We start from the raw sequence: 16,347 nt of genomic DNA on the forward strand, positions 1-16,347 counted from the left end.
ACCTCGTGTCAGCGCGAACAAGCGTTTTGACAGGAGAGTGCAATGAGTGTCGCCTTTCGTCGCGAGAGTGACGAGGAGCATCTGGAACCCACTTTCGAGATTCCCTTACCGCCCGGACCCAATTGGGTGACGGCGCGCGGCCTGCGGCTGACGCGGGAGAAGGTGGAAGCGCTGGAGGCGGTCGATACCGAAGCCATGGCCGAGGAGGACGCCAAGAAGCTGAAGCGCGAGCTGCGCTATTGGCGCACGCGCCTGGCGACGGCGGAATTGCGGCCGGTGCCGGATGCGGAGGCCGTGGCCTTCGGCAGCCGCGTCACCTACCGGTTGAACGGCAAGGAGAAGCGGGTCGCCATCGTCGGGGACGACGAGGCCGAGCCGACGGAAGGGCGTATCGCCTTTTCCGCGCCGCTCGCCCGGGCGATGATGGATGCGGAAGAAGGCGAAAGCGTCGATTTCGGCGGTAAGCCGGGCGCGATCATGATCCTCGCGATCGAAGCGATATTGGAGGAGTAGACCTCGCAATATGCCGGATTGTGTTCCTGCAAAGGCAGGAACCCAGTTCCGACGGCAGGACTGGGCTCCTGCCTTCGCAGGAGCACACTGCAAAAAGATCGGTATCGTTCAAACGGATAAATGCTGATCAAAAAAGCCCTCCAGTTTCGGCTGGAGGGCTTTCGTCTATTCAATCAAGCGTTGCGGCTTGCTTCGAACAGGAACCAGGCGCGTTCCTCGGCCTCGTCGGTCCAGTCGTCGATAATGCCCTCGGTCGCATTGTCGCCCGCTTCGGTCGCGGCCGCCTTGGCGGCGCGCAGCGCCTCGACCAGCTTCAGATTGTCCTCGCGCAGCTCATTCAGCATGTCGCCGGGGCTTACATAATCGGCGTCATTGTCGACCAGCGACTGGTGGCGCGAAATGTCTCCGATGGAACGCAGCGTCGTGTTGCCGGTCTTGCGCACCCGCTCCGCGATCAGGTCGGTGGTCGCCAGGATCTGCGTCGCCTGCTCGTCGAACATCAGATGATAGTCGCGGAAATGCGGGCCGGAGACGTGCCAGTGGAAATTCTTGGTCTTGAAATACAGTGCATAGCTGTCGGCGAGCACGCCGTTCAGCGCCTCTGCGACCGACTTGGTGGCGTTGCTGCGCAGGTCCGTCGGGGTCTTGAGATCGGGGGCTGTCATGCTTGGCTCCTGCTGGGGGACTTGGTTTCGGACATATAATGGTCTGTCCCCGATAAGGTGCCATGACAAGACAGGAATTTTGCCGGGATAATGCCGGTCAATGTGATGCAGCCAATCGATCAGGCGAGATGCAGGGCCGACACCGCCGCCGCCATGCCCGCCAGCAGCACCAGCACGCCCCCGCCCAGCCGGATCGCGCGAAGCGGCAGCGCCTTGAACGACGGACCGCGCATCAGAATGGCGGGCACGGTCGCGGCGATGATGCCGATCGCCCCGCCCGTCGCGGCCAGGAAAGGATCGGCGGTCCGCACGGCGATTCCCAGGATCAGGAACTGCGCGCCGTCCCCGAAGCCGAGGATGAAGAGGCCGAGCGCGCTGGTCGGAAAGGGCCCCAGCCGCCAGCTTGCCAGGGGATCAGGCCGTTTCGTCGGCCAGAACATGCCGACCGCCAGGAAGATCAGCGCCAGCGCCAGGAAAAGGAGCCGCCCGTCCGTACCCAGCATCGGCGCGATGAAGGCGCCTGCCGCCGCGCCGATGGCCGCATTGGCGAGCGCCGCCGCCACGATCCCCGCTATCACCGCTCCGTCGCGGCGGAACCGTTCGGCCAGCGCAAGCGCCAGCAACTGCCCCTTGTCGCCCGTCTCCGCCATCAGGCAGCCGAGCAATGCGATCAGCAATGCATCCATTCAGCCGGCCAGACAGTCAGACGGTCAGGTGCGCGCCGGGCCCTGCCGCCGGCTTGGCGGCGACGGGCATGGCGATGACGTCCGCCTCCGGCATTTTGGCCGCGATCGCGTCGCGCATCAGGTCGAGATAGGACATGATGACCGGTCCGGCGCCTTGCAGCGACAGCGCCGATTGCAATGTGCCGGCCAGGCTTTCCACGCTGTCGAGGTGAAAGGCGCGGGCAATATGGCGAATGCGGTCGATCTCGTCGCGCAACCGCACCACCGATACATGGCCCCTTTCCCCCGCAAGCCCGTCGACCCGCCTCAGCAGATCGGCAAGAATGGCCAGCATCGGATCATGTCGCATGGAGAAGACTCCCCCGTCCTGTAACTCCGTCTCCCTGATAGAGCGAAGCGGGTTAAGGCCACGTAAAGTGTAGCATAACCCCCGCGCCTGGGCCACGAGCCTTGACATGGGGCCGAATCTGCCTCATGGGGCACCGCTGAAACGGGGCGGTCCCTTCCTCGCAAGAGAATTGGGGCCGCTCTTCTTTTTCACGATATTCACGACCAGGGACTAAGGCCATGGCCAAGCCAGCAACCGTCAAGATTCGCCTCGTCAGCTCGGCTGACACCGGCTTCTTCTACGTCACCAAGAAGAATCCGCGCACCAAGACCGAGAAGCTGAGCTTCCGGAAGTACGATCCCGTCGTGCGCAAGCATGTCGAGTTCAAGGAAGCCAAGATCAAGTGATCTGACGGCGGCTGCGGCCGCCCGACGATTGCAGCTTCGCGGCATCATGCCCGAACGAAGAGGCCCGTCCCCCATGGGGAACGGGCCTTTCCTTGTTGGCTGGAAATGCGGGTCGGGGGCGGATTTTGGGTGGTTTCCTGCCATTCCCCCTCCCGCAGGCGGGAGGGGGCTAGGGGGTGGGCTGGCGCGGCATCTGCGCTGTTTTGCAACGGCTAAGCTGGAAGCTCGCTGCGCTCGCGTCCACCCCTAACCCCTCCCGCTTGCGGGAGGGGAATGTCTTGGATTAGCCAAAATCCGCCAAGCCGGATCGATCAATTACCGACCGGCTGGCCATCCGTACGGCGCACCACGATGGTCGAGGAGCGTGGCTGCTGCCCCGATACCGGCCAGTTGCCGGTCGGATGCTGGATGTTGATGAAGAAGCTCTTGAGGTCCGGCGTATAGGCGATGCCGGTGATCTCGCAACCCACGGGACCGACCAGGAAGCGCTTGGATGCATTGCTCGTCTGGTCGACATGGTACATCGAATTGTTGCCGAAGGCCTGGGTCATGTTGACCGCCGCACCGTTCAGCGTGCCCGCATTGCCGGTGAGGTTGTGATCCGTCTGGACCCACAGGCGGCCCTGCGGATCGATGCGGAGGCCATCGGGGCTGGAGAAATAATCGCCGCTGATGTTCCCCTTCAGATTCGCTTCGGCCAGATTGGGATTGCCCGCCAGCAGGAAGACTTCCCAGGTGAAGCGGGTCGCCAGCGGCGAATCGCCATTTTCGCGGAACTTCAGGATATGACCGTGCAGGTTGGTCGTGCGCGGATTGGGGTTATCGGTGACGCGGCGGCCGCTATTGTTGGTGAGCGTGACGAAGATCGCCTGGCGGTTCGGCGCGACCGTGATCCATTCCGGCCGGTCCATCAGCGTGCCGCCGGCGACGCGCGCCGCCGACTGGGCGTTGATGAGCACATCGGCCGTACTGTTGAAGCTGACCGTCGTGGGGGTCGGCGGGGTGGTCGACTGGCTGACATTGCCCGGGTCGGAGGCATTGGCGACCAAGCCATTCTGCCCCTGCACCAGCGCCCGCCATTCACCCGTGCCATCCGCGTTGAAGCGCGCCACATAAAGCGTGCCATAGTCGAGCATGTCGATGTTCGACGCGCGGTTGCCGGTGCTGTAGGCGCGGTCGGGCACGAATTTGTAGATGCATCCCGGCGTCGAATCGTCGCCCATATAGAAGGCGACGCGGTTGTTGGCATCGTCCATATAGGCGGTATTCTCATGGGAGAAGCGGCCCATGGCGGTGCGCTTGGTCGGCGCGGCCAGCTCCTGATAGGGGTCGATCTCTACCACCCAGCCATAATTGTTGTTGGGCTGCGTCGGGTCGAGATAGTTGTTGGTCGTCTCCTCGCAGGTCAGATAGGTGCCCCAGGGCGTGCGGCCCGAGGAGCAGTTGTTGAGCGTGCCGCGGATGGTCGGGGAGAGCAGGCCCGCGGCGGGGCCGCCGACGCGATAGTCCGTGTTGCCGCTATAGCGCCTGTTGAAGCGCGAGCCAGCCTTGACCGCGAACTTGCCGTCCGTGCCCTTGGCGACCTCCACGACGGAAACGCCGACCGCCGACAGGGCGATGGCCTTCTGGTCGGCCGTAGCGGTGGCGGCATTATAGGCGCCGCTGGAAAAGAGGATGTTGTAATCCGGCAGTTCATGGTTGATCGCCAGCAGGCCGCCGCTGTTGGGGTCGACGCCCGACAGTTCGAAAAATTCCATGCCGTCATGATTGCCGCCCGCCCAGAAATTGGTCTGAGCCGCGCTGCCGGGGAAGCTGCCGGAGGCATAGGCGGCGCCGGTTTCGACCGAGTCGCCTGCTTTCAGCAGCACATCGACGGTGTAGCCGGCGGGAACCGTGACCGTGTCGTTGCCGTTGATCGCGACCGGTGCGAAGTTGATGGCGTAGCTGGGCGCCGGGGCTGGCGTCGGCGTGGGCGTGGGTGTCGGCGAGCCGGAATCGTCATCGTCGCCGCAGGCCGTGAGCGCACCCAGCATCGGCAGCATGGAAAGGCCGAGCAGGCCGTTCTTCAGCACGGTGCGGCGCGCCGGATTGGCGGCAACGATCGATTCCAGGCTGTCTTCGCCGGCAGTGATCTTGGGCTGCGCATCGCGGAAAGCCGCGCGCGCCTCGTCGGTCAGATGAGACATGGATGAATACCCCTGTGTACAATCCGGGCTGTCGGCTGAACGCCGCGCCCTTGGCGACGGCGGCATGGCAGAGCCGCGTGACGACATGGCTGCAAAAGGGAGACGGATCGATGAAAGCCGTATGACCGGGCGGTGACAATCCCGGCTTCAGGCGGCGGAGAGGGAGGATTTCATGGCCGCAACGGGCAAACCCGCGCCCTAGAGCAGAGCGTTCACCTGCTCTATGAAGCGCAGCACGGAAATCGGCTTGGACACATAGGCCTGCGCGCCTGCCCCGCGAATCCGTTCCTCATCGCCATGGCCCGCATAGGCGGTGACCGCCATGATCGGCACCGACGACAATTGCGCGTCCCGCTTCAGCGAGATGATGAGGTCGAGCCCGCTGATATGCGGCAGGTGAATGTCGGTGATCACCAGGTCCGGATGGAATTCGCGCGCCTGCGCCAGCAGGTCCCGCCCGTCGCGCAGCGGCAGCACCTCATGCCCGTGCGCGCGCAGCAGGTCACAAAAAAGTTTGAGATTGAGTTCGTTGTCCTCGACAACGAGCACGCGCTTTGCCACCAGTCACCCGCGTTTGGAGAAATCCGCAAACATAATGGAAGTGCGTCCACCTAGGCCCGCCCTTCGTTGAGATCAATCATGCGTCCCGACATTAACCATGGCAAGCAACATATCCCAGACGAGACCCGGGAGCCATCCGTTCTGGCCCTGATGGCGCTGGCCTGGACACTGGCGGACGATCGCCGCGCCGACCGGCTGCTGGCGCTGACCGGGCTGGACGCCGATACGCTGAGGAACGGCGTGGGCGATCCGGCGATATTGAGTGCGGTGCTGGGCTTCCTGGCCGATCATGAACCGGATCTGATCGCCTGTGCCGAAAGCATCGACAGCAGGCCGGAGGCGCTGATCGCCGCAAGGGAGTCCCTGATCGCATGACCCGCCCCCTGATCATCACCGACTGCGACGAGGTGCTGCTGCATATGGTGGTGCCCTTCCGGCAATGGCTGGGCGAGAACCACAATGTCCATTTCGACATGCGTGAGCGCGGCTTTGGCGGGGCGCTGCGGCACAAGGACAGCGGCCAGCCGCTGGAGCGCGCGCTGGTGTGGGAATTGCTGATCGGTTTCTTCGATACGGAAATGCATCGCCAGACGCCGATCGCCGGGGCGGTGGAGGCGATGCGCCGCCTGAGCGGGATCGCGGACATCGTTGTCCTCACCAATATCACGGAGCGGCATCACCGGCAGAGGGAGGAGCAGCTCGCGACCCATGGCCTCCCCTTCACCGTCTATTGGAACCAGGGCGGCAAGGGTCAGCCGCTGGCCGCCATCGTCGCGGAGCGCCGGCCCAGCGTCGCCCTGTTCATCGACGACCTGGCCGAGCATCATGGCTCGGTGGCGGATCATGCGCCGGGCGTCTGGCGCCTGCACATGGTGGGTGAGCCGGAGATCGCCGGCACGATAGCCGCCGCGCCGCGGGCCCACGCCCGGATCGACGACTGGGCGGCCGCCGAAGCCTGGATCGCGGCCCGGTTGGCCGAGGGTCCGGCGCCCGAAACCTTACCGACCACTCAAGGAGCATCCGCATGAGCATCGAAGCCCACCTGACCGAATTGGGCATCACCCTGCCCGCCGCCGCCGCGCCGGTCGCCGCCTATGTCGCGGCGGTGGAAGCGAACGGCCTGCTGCATATCTCCGGGCAGATCTCGCTGTCCGACGGCCAGTTGATGACGGGCCGGCTGGGCGAGGACCGCGACCTCGACTATGGCGTCAAGGCGGCGCGGGCCTGCGGCCTCAACCTGATCGCCCAGATGAAGGCGGCGCTTGGCAGCCTGGACCGGGTCGAACGGATCGTGAAGCTGGGCGCCTTCATCAGCAGCACGCCCGAATTCACCGACCAGCCCAAGGTCGCCAATGGCGCATCCGAACTGATGGTCGAGGTCTTCGGGGAAGCGGGCAAGCATGCCCGCAGCGCGGTGGGCGTGCCGGTGCTGCCGCTGGGCGCGGTGGTCGAGATCGACGCGATCGTCCTTGTCCGCCCGGCCTGACGCCTTCCCCTTCCTGATCGCCCGCCCCTTCGCCCATCGCGGGCTGCATGGGGGCCGGATCAGCGAGAACGGCATGGCGGCTTTCGCGGCCGCCATCGCCGGCGGTTTCGGCATCGAATGCGATGTCCGCCTCAGCCGCGATAATGTGGCGATTGTCTTCCACGACGCCGTGCTGCGCCGCATGACGGGCGAGAATGGGGCTGTGCAGGATCATGATGCCGGAGCGATAGACCGGCTGATGCTGCCGGACGGCGGCGGCGTTCCCCGCCTTCGCGCCCTGCTCGACCTGTGCGGGACGGACGTTCCGCTGCTCATCGAGATCAAGGTGGACGGGCGGCATGTCGAACCGATCTGCGTGGCGGTTGCCGACGATCTCGCGCGGCGGCCCAAGACGCCGGCGGCCGTCATGTCCTTCAATCCCGTGGCGATGCGCTGGTTCCGGCGTCACCGTCCCATGGTCGCGCGCGGGCTGGTGATCACGGAGCAGGGCAAGCGCGGCTGGCGCGACAGAATCGGGCGCGCCCTTGCACTTTGGGCGGCGAAACCCGATTTTATCGCCTGTGACATTCGCGACCTGCCTTCCTCCTTATCCGTTGACGCCCGCCGGAGGGGCCTGCCCGTGCTGACATGGACGGTGCGTGGCGAGGAGCAGCGTGCCCGCGCGGCGCTGCACGCGGACCAGATCATCTTCGAGCGGTCGCATGACTGAGTGCGTGGCGCGCCTTGCCCAAGGCGTGGCCGAATTGCCGCGCGACGAGTGGGATGCCTGCGCGGGGGATGCCAATCCCTTCATGAGCTGGGATTTCCTGACGGCGCTGGAACGGTCCGGCAGCGTCGGCGGAAATAGCGGCTGGCAGCCCCTGCCGCTGGTCATCGACGGGCCGGATGGGCGGATCGCCGGCGCTGCGCCGCTCTATGGCAAGACCCATAGCCAGGGCGAATATGTGTTCGACCATGGCTGGGCCGATGCCTGGGAGCGGGCCGGCGGGCAATATTATCCGAAGATTCAGATCGCCGCGCCCTTTTCGCCGGTGCCGGGCCCCCGGCTGCTGCTGCGCGACGAAGCCCTCGCCCCGGCGCTGATCGCCGGGATCGAGGCGGTGGTGCAGCAGAATGAGCTGTCCTCCGCCCATGCGACCTTCATCGCGCCGGAGCAGGTGCCGCTGTTCGAGGCGGCAGGCTGGCTGATCCGGGAAGACAGCCAGTTCCACTGGACCAATCGCGGCTATGGCGATTTCGGCGACTTCCTGGCCGACCTGTCGAGCGCCAAGCGCAAGAATATCCGCAAGGAACGTGAAAGGGCGGTCGAGGGACTGGAGATCGTCCACCTGACCGGGGCCGCGCTGACGGAGGCGCATTGGGACATATTCTGGACCTTCTACCAGGATACCGGCGCGCGCAAATGGGGGCGCCCCTATCTGACCCGCGCCTTCTTCTCCATGCTGGGGGAAAGCATGGCGGACCGGGTGCTGCTGGTGCTGGCGCTGCGGCATGGGCAACCGATCGCCGGCGCGCTCAACCTGATCGGCGCGGATACGCTCTATGGACGCTATTGGGGATGTACCGAGGACGTGCCCAATCTGCATTTCGAGCTATGCTATTATCAGGCGATCGACATCGCCATCGCCCGCCGGCTGAAACGGGTGGAGGCCGGCGCACAGGGTGGCCACAAGCTGGCGCGCGGCTATGCGCCGGAACCGACCTTTTCCGCGCATTTCATACCCAATGCCAGCTTCCGCCGCGCCGTTGCCGACTTCCTGGCGGCAGAGCGGCAGGGCGTGCAGCGCGACAGGACGTGGCTGACCGAAAGGACACCCTTTCGAAAGGGCGAGGCACGACCGGACTGATGCAAAGGGGCTGTGGGCAGACGGTCAGGTCCGATCAAAGGCGCCCCGTGCTCCTGCAAAGGCTGGAGAGTAGCCCCGTTATTTCCCGGTGGATCATCGCACCGATCCGTTTGCATCGGCGCGACCGCCCCAGGCTTTTGCCTTGTCGCCATTTCCGGGCGGTCAGGCGATGCCCCTGCTGGAAATGCCTAGGCAGCCCGCAGTTGCGTCGCGGCGATCAGCGCACGCGCCTGCCGCTGCGCTTCGGCGATTTCGCGCGCCGACATTTCCCCGGCCACTTCCGCGCGCATCGTCTGCCCTTCCTCGCTGCCCTTGAGCGCAGCGAGATTGAACCATTTATGCGCTTCGATCAGATCGACGGGCAGACCACCCGTGCCACAGCTATAGGCGACACCCAGATCGAAACAGGCCTCCGCCGTTCGGTCGGCTGCTCCCGCGAAGCGGCTTTCCATCAGAAACTGCGCACTCTTCAGTCCATTAGCCATAACCGAATCCCCCTCATGGATTTCGACGCGATGGTTTTCGACGAGCGGCAGGCTGCACCGGCAGCGGATAAAAAATGGTTAACACGGCAGATACCATAGATCGGAGCCGCGATGATGCCATGGGCGGCAAAGGCAATGCCCCGCGAAGGCACTAAAGGGGTGGCGCGTCCGCGCGATTGTCCCCATAGCCACCGGCATGACCGATCAACGCGACGTCGCCGCAGCACAGCCGCAAAAGGACATAGCGTTCCATGAGTTCGTGATGCTCTGCGCCTGCCTGATGGCGATGAACGCGCTGTCGATCGATCCCATGCTGCCCGCCTTGCCCGACATCGGCCGGGATCTTTCGGTCCCGCACCCCAATGACCGGCAGTTGATCATCAGCGCCTATTTCATGGGATTGGGGGTCGGATCGCTATTGTTCGGCGTGCTGTCCGACCGATATGGGCGAAAGCGGGTGCTGGGCAGCGCGATGGCGCTGTTCATCCTCGCCTCCATCGCCTGCGCGGGCGCGCACAGCTTCGCCATGATGCTCGTCGGCCGGGTCAGCGCCGGCTTCTTCGCGGGGGCCAGCCGGGTGATCACCGTCGGCATCGTCCGCGACCGGTTCAGGGGCGATGCGATGGCCCGGGTGATGTCGCTGATCTTCGCCGTTTTCATGCTGATCCCGGTCATGGCGCCGACATTCGGCCAAGCGATATTGTGGATCGCGCCCTGGCGCTGGATCTTCTGGGCGCTCGCGATCCTGGCGACGGCCGTCCTGCTGTGGATGAGCATGCGCCTGCCGGAAACGCTGCTGCCCGAAAATCGCCTGCGCATGAGCGCGGGCACGATTTTCCGCACGGTCGGCACCATCCTGCGCACCCGCACCTCGATCGGCTATATGCTGGCGAGCGGCGTCGTGATGAGTGGCCTGATCGGCTTCATCCTCTCGATACAGCAGATTTTCTTCGACATATTCGGGGCGCAGAGGATCTTCCCCTTCGCCTTCGCTGCCATCGCCGGCAGCATGGGGATCGGCAGCCTGCTCAACAGCCGGCTCGTCTCGCGCTTCGGTGCGCGGCGGTTGAGCCAGACGGCGCTGCTCTGTCTGGTGGCGATCAATGTCACGCATCTGGCGGTGATCCTGACGGGGCATGAAACCATCGTCAGCTTCATGATCCTGCAGGCGGCGACGATGATGACCATCGCCTTCACCGCATCGAATTTCAGCGCGATCTCGATGGAACCCTTCGCAAGGGGCGCGGGCGTCGCCTCCTCCTTCCAGGCGTTCCTGACCACGGCCGTGTCGAGCGCGCTGGGCAGCCTGATCGGCCGCGCCTTCGACGGAACGACATTGCCTTTGACCCTGGGGCTGGCGGTGTTCGGCTCGATCTCCTTCCTGATCGTCGCCTGGGCCGAACGGGGCAATTTGTTCACGCGCCCCCATCATGGCGCGCTGCGCGATCCGGAATTCGAACCGCTGCACTGAAAAGGGGGCGGTGTGGCCGCCCCCTTCGTCGATCAGGCGTCCCGGCCGCCGGGCGTATGCGCGCCCGGCAAAGGCGGCACGGGCTGAGGCGGAATGCCGGCATCCTGTTCGTGGGTTTCGATCAGGCCGCGTCCCACATGGCTCTTGCGATAGCCATAGATGAAATAAAGCACGAGGCCGAGGCCGCCCCAGACCGGCAGGACCAGCTGGGCATCGAAGGGCAGGTTGAAGAAGAGGAAGATGCAGCCGATGGCCGCCATCGGGGCGATCACCCACACCAGCGGCGTGCGGAAAGGACGGGCGCGGCCCGGTTCCTTCACGCGCAACACCAGCACGGCGATCGACACCATGAAGAAGGCGAAGAGCGTGCCGGAATTGGAGATGTCCGCGAGCTGACCCACGGGCAGCAGCGCGGCGCCGATGGCGACGAAGACGCCCGTCACCATGGTGACGACATGGGGCGTCTTGAACCGGGGATGGATGCTGGCCAGCTTTTCCGGCAGCAGGCCGTCGCGCGCCATCACGAAGAAGATGCGGGTCTGGCCGAACATCATCATCAGGATGACCGAGGGCAGCGCCAGATTGGCGGCAAGGCCCAGGGCGTTGCCCACCACGGTCCAGTTGATCTCACGCAGCACATGGGCGAGCGCTTCGTTGGAGCAGACAAGGTCCTTCGCATGGGCCGCGGTGGCGCAGGCGGCGGCAAAACCCTGCGATCCGGGCGCGACGACGGCGCCGTCCGGGCCGAGCACCGGCTGCGCGCCGATGGCGCCGATCGCGCCGCCAGCCACCAGCAGATAGAAGATGGTGCACAGCGCAAGGCTGCCGATCAGGCCGATGGGCACGTTGCGCTGCGGGTTCTTGGTTTCCTCCGCCGCGGTCGAGACGGCGTCGAAACCGACATAGGCGAAGAAGATCGAGGCGGCCGCGCCGACGATGCCCATGCCGCTTGTGCCTTCCGGGCCGAACCAGCCATTGGGCGCGAAGGGCGAGAAATTGCCGGTGTCCAGCACGGGCAGCGTCAAGAGGATGAAGGCGGTGAGCGCTGTCACCTTGATGGCGACGAGCACGGCATTGACGCGGGCGCTTTCCGTGGTGCCGATCACCAGCAGAGCGGTGACGGCGAGCGCAACGACGATGGCGGGAATGTTGATGACGCCATGGGAGAAATCGGCATGCGGGATGAGGCCGTTCATCGTCCAGACGGGTCCCGCCGAAAGCGCCTGTGGCAGTTCCAGTCCCGTTATGCTTTTGAGCAATCCCATGAAATAGCCGGACCAGCCCACCGAAACGGCGCTGGCCGCGACCGCATATTCCAGGATCAGCGCCCAGCCCACCATCCAGGCGAGCAATTCCCCGACGACCGCATAGGTATAGGTATAGGCGGAACCCGATACGGGTACCATCGAGGCGATCTCGGAATAGCAGAGCGCCGCGAAGGCGCAGACGGCGCCCGCGATGACGAAGCTCCACATCATGCCCGGCCCGGCCTTCTGCGCGGCGGCGGCGGTCAGAACGAAAATACCGGTGCCGATAATCGCACCGACACCCAACAGCGTCAGTTGAACCGGCCCCAGGGTACGGACGAGAGATTTCTTCTCGGCCGTGGCCAATATGGCATCCAATGGCTTTATGCGCCCGAAAATCATGGTGGAGCCCTTTATCTTTGAAGTCTTTTGCCCAGGCGACCGTTGCGGCCGCTCCCCTTTTGTGATGGAACGGAGACTATCGCCTAATCCGCCGTGCGCAAGTATGTTGCGCATTCAGGACATGGTGCAAAAGCGGTTCCCATGACGATGTTGAGGAGTGAAGCGTGGTCGAGTTGCTGCGGGCTGCGGGTTTGGGCGACGTCCTGCACGGTTTCGCAGGGCGGCGCGGTGGCGTTTCGACCGGAATTCATGCGGGCCTGAACGTCGGACTGGGTTCGGAGGACGAACGCGGCGCGGTTCTGCGCAACCGGGATCTCGCCCGCGACGCGCTGCTGCCGGGTGCGACGCTGGTGACGGTCCACCAGGTTCATTCGCCCGATGTGGTCACGGTCACGGCGCCTGTCGAAGCCGACGAACGGCCGGCAGCCGATGCGATGGTGACCGATCGGCCTGGTTTGATATTGGGGATTCTCACCGCCGATTGCGTGCCGGTGCTGTTTGCCGATGCTTCCGCCGGAGTCGTTGGCGCGGCGCATGCAGGGTGGAAGGGTGCCTTGGGCGGTGTCACGGATCGGACGATCGAGGCGATGGAGGCGCTGGGCGCCGCACGCGACCGGATCGCCTGCGCGATAGGGCCTTGCATCGGGCGCTCATCCTATGAAGTAACCCTGGATTTCGCAGAGCGCTTCGCGGCGGCGGATGCGGAAAATGATCGCTTCTTCTCAGCAGGGCGCGAGGGGCATTGCCAGTTCGACATCGCCGCCTATGTAGCTGCGCGGCTGGCAGATGCGGGAATCGGCCAGATCGAACTGCTGGACGAGGACACCTATGGCCAGCCGGATCGCTTTTACAGTTACCGCCGTTCCTGCCATCGGGGAGAAGCCGACTATGGCCGGCAGATTTCGATGATCGCGTTGCAGGATTAGGAGCGGGAATCGGCCGCTCAAAGTATCGCTCCGGTGAGGGCCGCCTTGCGGTGATCCGCTGATATTCTGACATGGCACCGGTGCAAGCGCCGGTGTTTGCACCGGTACTAGGGACGGTGCGATGAGTCAGATCACGGTAATTTCGGGGCCGGAGCGGCGGCGGGTATGGACCGACCAGCAGAAGCGCGAGTTGGTCGCGGCGGTATCGGCGCCCGGTGCGAACGTGGCGGAGATTGCCCGCCGTGCTGATCTTCGGCCGAACCAGATCTACAGATGGCGGCGGCAGATGGAGCAGGCAGCGCAGGGCTTTGCAGAGGTGCAGGTGCATCCTGATCCGGCACCGGCCATTGGGACGGCGATCACCGTGGAGTTCGAGCGGGCGATCGTGCATATTCCCGCTGGCGCATCGCCCGGGCTGGTGTCGGCAGTGCTGCGGTCGGTCAAGCCGTGATCCCAGTCCCCTCCGGCGTTCGGATATGGATCGCGACGGGGCACACGGACATGCGGCGTGGGATGCGCAGCCTGGCCCTGCAGGTGCAGCAGAGTTTCGGACGCGATCCCTTTGCTGGCGATCTCTATATTTTCAGAGGGCGGCGCGGCGACCTCTGCAAGATCATCTGGCATGATGGTGTCGGCATGTCGCTTTATGCCAAGCGTCTCGAGCGCGGGAAGTACATCTGGCCTTCGGCCGTGGACGGCGTGATTGCCATCTCCCCCTCGCAGATGGCCTGCATGTTGGAGGCGATCGACTGGCGTAATCCGCAGGCCACATGGCGCCCGACATTGGCCGGATAAAAGCCCCGGCATGACCTAAAAAGCTAGAGATTCCGGTGCTTTTTGGCTATGCTATTGGCCATGGGGAACGAGGCACAGGCAGAGATCGACAGCCTTCGCGAGCGGCTTGCCGCTGCCGAGGCTGTCGCCGCTGAAGTCGCCCGCATCAAGGCCATCAACGCCGACCTGGAAGCCCGTAACGCCCTTCTCGAACTGCAAAACGAGAAGATGCGCCGCACCCTTTTTGGCCAGCGATCCGAACGCACGCGCCATCTGCTCGACCAGATGGAACTGACCTTCGAGGAGTGCGAGAGCGCTGCCAGCGAAGATGAGCTTCTGGCTGCCCTGGCCGCGGCGAAGACCAACGTCGCGCCGTTCGAGCGCAAGCGCCCCGCCCGCAAGCCCTTGCCCGAACATCTGCCACGCGAACGCGTTGTCATCGCCGCGCCCGAGACCTGCCCCTGCTGCGGCTCGGATCGGCTGTGCAAGCTGGGTGAGGATATCACCGAGACACTCGAGGTCGTGCCGCGCCAGTGGAAGGTGATCCAGACCGTGCGGGAGAAGTTCTCCTGCCGGGATTGTGAGAAGATCACCCAACCGCCAGCGCCGTTCCATGTGACGCCCCGCGGGCTCTTTGGCCCCAGCTTCCTGGCGATGCTGCTGTTCGAGAAGTTTGGCGCGCATCAGCCGCTCAACCGCCAGCGTGATCGCTATGCCCGCGAGGGCGTGGAACTGAGCCTTTCCACCTTGGCCGATCAGGTTGGCGCCTGCACCGCCGCGCTGATGCCGCTCTACCTTCTGATCGAAGCCCACGTCCTAGCCGCCGAACGGCTGCATGGCGACGATACGACGGTGCCGGTTCTGGCCAAGACCAAGACCGATACGGGCCGGATCTGGACCTATGTCCGGGATGATCGACCTTTTGGCGGGCCCGCGCCGCCCGCGGCGATCTTCCATTATTCCCGCGACCGGCGGGGCGAGCATCCCGTGGGACATCTGCGCAATTGGAGAGGCATCCTTCAGGCTGACGCATATGCCGGCTACAATGCGTTGTTCCATGCCGACCGCCTGCCGGCGCCGTTGACCCGCGCCCTGTGCTGGAGCCACGCGCGCCGTTATTTCTTCGAGCTGGCCGATGTCGCCGCGCAGCTCAAGAAGCGCCGCAAGAAGGCCGTCATCTCGCCGCTGGCAGTGGAAGCGGTCCGCCGCATCGACGCGATCTTCGACATTGAGCGCGCCATCAACGGCAGGCCGGCACAGGAGCGACACGCCCTTCGGCAGGAACTCAGCGCACCGCTGGTTGCCAATCTGGAAGAATGGATGCGGGAGAACCGCTCAAAGTTATCGAAGAACAGCGATGTGGCCGAGGCCATGGATTACATGCTCAAGGCATGGCCGGCCTTCGCCGCGTTCCTCGATGACGGCCGCATCTGCCTCTCGAACAACGCGGCGGAACGCGCGCTCAGAGGTATAGCCCTGGGCAGAAAATCATGGCTATTCGCCGGTTCAGACCGCGGCGGCCAGCGCACGGCCTTCATGCTGAGCCTTATCGGCACGGCAAAGCTCAACGACATCGATCCGCAGGCTTGGCTCGCCGACGTTCTCGCGCGCATCGCCGACATCCCCCAGAACCGTCTCCATGAGCTGCTTCCCTGGAACTGGAAAGCCGATCATCAGAGGGCTCCGGTAGAGGAACTGGCAGCCTGATGCAGCGGAACAAGGTCTATGCAGTGACAACCCTCGCGAAAGTCGCCCAAGAATGGGAGGAAAGCGAGGACCTGCTCCACGAACTCACCGAGCAAATGGACACCGAAGACGGCGTTATCTGGGTTTACGGCGTCGAAGAGCATGCGGTGCTGGCCCTGTCCGAAGACGGCATCGAGTGCCTTCGCGACCTGCTCGGCGAGCATAAACGCGATCACCAGTAGCCCGCGGTCTTCACCGAATGCCTACCGCTCAAAGGACCGTGGCGGGATTCAAACCTCCGCGCACGCCTGCCGTGCGATTTTGCGCCGGAACCTATTCGGGGAACAGGTGACGCATGTCGGCGCAATGAAAGTCCGACACCGATCCGAAAGATCGATGGGACATGTTCATGGCTGATGAAATGGCAGTTGAATTGCGGCCTCTGGTTGCGGGAGTAGGATTTGAACCTACGACCTTCAGGTTATGAGCCTGACGAGCTACCGGGCTGCTCCATCCCGCGACACTAGAGATCGCTGCGGAGGCCGCATTTATTGCGAATGGGTTAATGTGAAGCGCGAGCTATAATGCCTGGCGACGCCCTACTCTTCCGGGGCTTGAGCCACAGTACCATCGGCGCAGACTGGTTTCACGTCCGAGTTCGGGAAGGGATCGGGTGG

Annotated in this window: 21 protein-coding genes, 1 tRNA gene and 1 rRNA gene; 14 read left to right on the forward strand and 9 right to left on the reverse strand. The window is 64.4% G+C overall.

All coding sequences use genetic code 11. From position 1 onward, the window contains the following. Window positions 1-42: 42 nt before the first annotated feature. Window positions 43-513 carry a GreA/GreB family elongation factor gene (locus EWH10_RS19335; RefSeq protein ID WP_044661158.1) on the forward strand — a complete coding sequence of 157 codons (471 nt, stop codon included), beginning with the start codon at window positions 43-45 and terminating at the stop codon, window positions 511-513. Between the two features lie 173 nt (window positions 514-686). On the opposite strand, the gene EWH10_RS19340 is transcribed toward EWH10_RS19335, so the two are convergent. The 3 genes from EWH10_RS19340 to EWH10_RS19350 form a co-directional block, all read right to left on the reverse strand. Continuing rightward, entirely contained in the window at window positions 687-1,178 is a 492-nt protein-coding gene (locus EWH10_RS19340) for a Dps family protein (protein WP_044661157.1), read from the reverse strand. Window positions 1,179-1,297: 119 nt separating this feature from the next. Beyond that, a complete protein-coding gene (locus EWH10_RS19345) occupies window positions 1,298-1,864 on the reverse strand; it encodes a TMEM165/GDT1 family protein (protein ID WP_044661156.1) in 567 nt (188 codons plus the stop codon). A 16-nt stretch (window positions 1,865-1,880) separates the two neighbouring features. Next, a complete protein-coding gene (locus tag EWH10_RS19350) occupies window positions 1,881-2,213 on the reverse strand; it encodes a hypothetical protein (RefSeq protein ID WP_044661155.1) in 333 nt (110 codons plus the stop codon). Window positions 2,214-2,431: 218 nt separating this feature from the next. On the opposite strand from EWH10_RS19350, the gene rpmG reads away from it, so the two are divergent. Beyond that, the gene (gene rpmG, locus EWH10_RS19355; protein ID WP_007687342.1) at window positions 2,432-2,599 is read left to right on the forward strand and encodes a 50S ribosomal protein L33; all 168 of its coding nucleotides are present in this window, start codon (window positions 2,432-2,434) and stop codon (window positions 2,597-2,599) included. A 311-nt stretch (window positions 2,600-2,910) separates the two neighbouring features. On the opposite strand, the gene EWH10_RS19360 is transcribed toward rpmG, so the two are convergent. Further along, window positions 2,911-4,785, reverse strand: a complete 1,875-nt coding sequence (locus EWH10_RS19360; RefSeq protein WP_044661154.1) for a PhoX family protein — start codon at window positions 4,783-4,785, stop codon at window positions 2,911-2,913. Between the two features lie 2 nt (window positions 4,786-4,787). On the opposite strand from EWH10_RS19360, the gene EWH10_RS22160 reads away from it, so the two are divergent. Then, a complete protein-coding gene (locus EWH10_RS22160; protein ID WP_255308956.1) occupies window positions 4,788-4,910 on the forward strand; it encodes a hypothetical protein in 123 nt (40 codons plus the stop codon). A gap of 73 nt (window positions 4,911-4,983) precedes the next feature. On the opposite strand, the gene EWH10_RS19365 is transcribed toward EWH10_RS22160, so the two are convergent. Beyond that, the gene (locus tag EWH10_RS19365; protein ID WP_170825584.1) at window positions 4,984-5,346 is read right to left on the reverse strand and encodes a response regulator; all 363 of its coding nucleotides are present in this window, start codon (window positions 5,344-5,346) and stop codon (window positions 4,984-4,986) included. A 78-nt stretch (window positions 5,347-5,424) separates the two neighbouring features. On the opposite strand from EWH10_RS19365, the gene EWH10_RS19370 reads away from it, so the two are divergent. From EWH10_RS19370 to EWH10_RS19390, 5 genes are read left to right on the forward strand one after another with little or no spacing between them, the layout of a single operon-like run. After that, a complete protein-coding gene (locus EWH10_RS19370; protein ID WP_044661152.1) occupies window positions 5,425-5,721 on the forward strand; it encodes a DUF3572 domain-containing protein in 297 nt (98 codons plus the stop codon). Then, window positions 5,718-6,374 carry an HAD family hydrolase gene (locus tag EWH10_RS19375; protein WP_044661151.1) on the forward strand — a complete coding sequence of 219 codons (657 nt, stop codon included), beginning with the start codon at window positions 5,718-5,720 and terminating at the stop codon, window positions 6,372-6,374. The genes EWH10_RS19370 and EWH10_RS19375 overlap by 4 nt, the downstream gene beginning before the upstream one ends. Then, the gene (locus EWH10_RS19380) at window positions 6,371-6,832 is read left to right on the forward strand and encodes a RidA family protein (protein ID WP_044661150.1); all 462 of its coding nucleotides are present in this window, start codon (window positions 6,371-6,373) and stop codon (window positions 6,830-6,832) included. Before EWH10_RS19375 ends, EWH10_RS19380 begins: the two co-directional genes overlap by 4 nt. After that, on the forward strand, window positions 6,816-7,541 hold the full coding sequence (locus tag EWH10_RS19385) for a glycerophosphodiester phosphodiesterase family protein (protein WP_044661149.1): 726 nt from the start codon (window positions 6,816-6,818) through the stop codon (window positions 7,539-7,541). The genes EWH10_RS19380 and EWH10_RS19385 overlap by 17 nt, the downstream gene beginning before the upstream one ends. Beyond that, complete coding sequence (locus tag EWH10_RS19390; RefSeq protein WP_044661148.1) at window positions 7,534-8,679, forward strand: GNAT family N-acetyltransferase; 1,146 nt, start codon at window positions 7,534-7,536, stop codon at window positions 8,677-8,679. The genes EWH10_RS19385 and EWH10_RS19390 overlap by 8 nt, the downstream gene beginning before the upstream one ends. 188 nt (window positions 8,680-8,867) lie before the next feature. On the opposite strand, the gene EWH10_RS19395 is transcribed toward EWH10_RS19390, so the two are convergent. Next, window positions 8,868-9,164: an SEL1-like repeat protein gene (locus tag EWH10_RS19395; RefSeq protein ID WP_044661147.1), complete on the reverse strand. Its 297-nt coding sequence runs from the start codon at window positions 9,162-9,164 to the stop codon at window positions 8,868-8,870. 196 nt (window positions 9,165-9,360) lie between these two features. Here EWH10_RS19395 and EWH10_RS19400 point away from each other — a divergent pair, with 196 nt between their 5' ends. Further along, on the forward strand, window positions 9,361-10,635 hold the full coding sequence (locus EWH10_RS19400) for a multidrug effflux MFS transporter (RefSeq protein ID WP_044661146.1): 1,275 nt from the start codon (window positions 9,361-9,363) through the stop codon (window positions 10,633-10,635). 32 nt (window positions 10,636-10,667) lie between these two features. On the opposite strand, the gene EWH10_RS19405 is transcribed toward EWH10_RS19400, so the two are convergent. Beyond that, a complete protein-coding gene (locus EWH10_RS19405; protein WP_044661145.1) occupies window positions 10,668-12,284 on the reverse strand; it encodes an amino acid permease in 1,617 nt (538 codons plus the stop codon). 164 nt (window positions 12,285-12,448) lie between these two features. On the opposite strand from EWH10_RS19405, the gene pgeF reads away from it, so the two are divergent. The 5 genes from pgeF to EWH10_RS19430 all read left to right on the forward strand — a co-directional run bounded on the left by pgeF (window position 12,449) and on the right by EWH10_RS19430 (window position 15,912). After that, window positions 12,449-13,210, forward strand: a complete 762-nt coding sequence (gene pgeF, locus EWH10_RS19410; RefSeq protein WP_044661144.1) for a peptidoglycan editing factor PgeF — start codon at window positions 12,449-12,451, stop codon at window positions 13,208-13,210. A 121-nt stretch (window positions 13,211-13,331) separates the two neighbouring features. Next, a complete protein-coding gene (locus tag EWH10_RS19415; protein WP_048578798.1) occupies window positions 13,332-13,661 on the forward strand; it encodes a transposase in 330 nt (109 codons plus the stop codon). Then, window positions 13,658-14,005, forward strand: a complete 348-nt coding sequence (tnpB, locus tag EWH10_RS19420) for an IS66 family insertion sequence element accessory protein TnpB (RefSeq protein WP_030541462.1) — start codon at window positions 13,658-13,660, stop codon at window positions 14,003-14,005. The genes EWH10_RS19415 and tnpB overlap by 4 nt, the downstream gene beginning before the upstream one ends. Before the next feature lie 60 nt (window positions 14,006-14,065). Continuing rightward, window positions 14,066-15,691 carry an IS66 family transposase gene (tnpC, locus tag EWH10_RS19425; RefSeq protein WP_065846205.1) on the forward strand — a complete coding sequence of 542 codons (1,626 nt, stop codon included), beginning with the start codon at window positions 14,066-14,068 and terminating at the stop codon, window positions 15,689-15,691. Beyond that, window positions 15,691-15,912 (forward strand): hypothetical protein, encoded by a 222-nt coding sequence (locus EWH10_RS19430; RefSeq protein WP_048578800.1) that lies wholly within the window; start codon window positions 15,691-15,693, stop codon window positions 15,910-15,912. The genes tnpC and EWH10_RS19430 overlap by 1 nt, the downstream gene beginning before the upstream one ends. Before the next feature lie 201 nt (window positions 15,913-16,113). Here EWH10_RS19430 and EWH10_RS19435 read toward each other — a convergent pair. Next, window positions 16,114-16,190 (reverse strand) — tRNA-Met (locus EWH10_RS19435). A 66-nt stretch (window positions 16,191-16,256) separates the two neighbouring features. Then, window positions 16,257-16,347 (reverse strand): 5S ribosomal RNA (gene rrf, locus EWH10_RS19440); the annotation flags it as partial.

Origin of the sequence: Sphingobium fuliginis (assembly GCF_004152845.1) — a bacterium.
GTDB lineage: Bacteria > Pseudomonadota > Alphaproteobacteria > Sphingomonadales > Sphingomonadaceae > Sphingobium > Sphingobium fuliginis.

What these genes read in the sequence shown, in the direction of transcription:
- EWH10_RS19370 (WP_044661152.1), top strand. Translation starts at nt 5,425, where the DNA reads ATGCGTCCCGACATTAACCATGGCAAGCAACATATCCCAGACGAGACC.
- EWH10_RS19430 (WP_048578800.1), top strand. Translation starts at nt 15,691, where the DNA reads ATGCAGCGGAACAAGGTCTATGCAGTGACAACCCTCGCGAAAGTCGCC.
- EWH10_RS19345 (WP_044661156.1), bottom strand. Translation starts at nt 1,864, where the DNA reads ATGGATGCATTGCTGATCGCATTGCTCGGCTGCCTGATGGCGGAGACG.
- EWH10_RS19380 (WP_044661150.1), top strand. Translation starts at nt 6,371, where the DNA reads ATGAGCATCGAAGCCCACCTGACCGAATTGGGCATCACCCTGCCCGCC.
- EWH10_RS19375 (WP_044661151.1), top strand. Translation starts at nt 5,718, where the DNA reads ATGACCCGCCCCCTGATCATCACCGACTGCGACGAGGTGCTGCTGCAT.
- EWH10_RS19395 (WP_044661147.1), bottom strand. Translation starts at nt 9,164, where the DNA reads ATGGCTAATGGACTGAAGAGTGCGCAGTTTCTGATGGAAAGCCGCTTC.
- EWH10_RS19415 (WP_048578798.1), top strand. Translation starts at nt 13,332, where the DNA reads ATGAGTCAGATCACGGTAATTTCGGGGCCGGAGCGGCGGCGGGTATGG.
- EWH10_RS19350 (WP_044661155.1), bottom strand. Translation starts at nt 2,213, where the DNA reads ATGCGACATGATCCGATGCTGGCCATTCTTGCCGATCTGCTGAGGCGG.
- EWH10_RS19335 (WP_044661158.1), top strand. Translation starts at nt 43, where the DNA reads ATGAGTGTCGCCTTTCGTCGCGAGAGTGACGAGGAGCATCTGGAACCC.
- EWH10_RS19340 (WP_044661157.1), bottom strand. Translation starts at nt 1,178, where the DNA reads ATGACAGCCCCCGATCTCAAGACCCCGACGGACCTGCGCAGCAACGCC.
- rpmG (WP_007687342.1), top strand. Translation starts at nt 2,432, where the DNA reads ATGGCCAAGCCAGCAACCGTCAAGATTCGCCTCGTCAGCTCGGCTGAC.
- EWH10_RS19405 (WP_044661145.1), bottom strand. Translation starts at nt 12,284, where the DNA reads ATGATTTTCGGGCGCATAAAGCCATTGGATGCCATATTGGCCACGGCC.
- tnpC (WP_065846205.1), top strand. Translation starts at nt 14,066, where the DNA reads ATGGGGAACGAGGCACAGGCAGAGATCGACAGCCTTCGCGAGCGGCTT.
- EWH10_RS19400 (WP_044661146.1), top strand. Translation starts at nt 9,361, where the DNA reads ATGACCGATCAACGCGACGTCGCCGCAGCACAGCCGCAAAAGGACATA.
- EWH10_RS19360 (WP_044661154.1), bottom strand. Translation starts at nt 4,785, where the DNA reads ATGTCTCATCTGACCGACGAGGCGCGCGCGGCTTTCCGCGATGCGCAG.
- EWH10_RS19390 (WP_044661148.1), top strand. Translation starts at nt 7,534, where the DNA reads ATGACTGAGTGCGTGGCGCGCCTTGCCCAAGGCGTGGCCGAATTGCCG.
- EWH10_RS22160 (WP_255308956.1), top strand. Translation starts at nt 4,788, where the DNA reads ATGAATACCCCTGTGTACAATCCGGGCTGTCGGCTGAACGCCGCGCCC.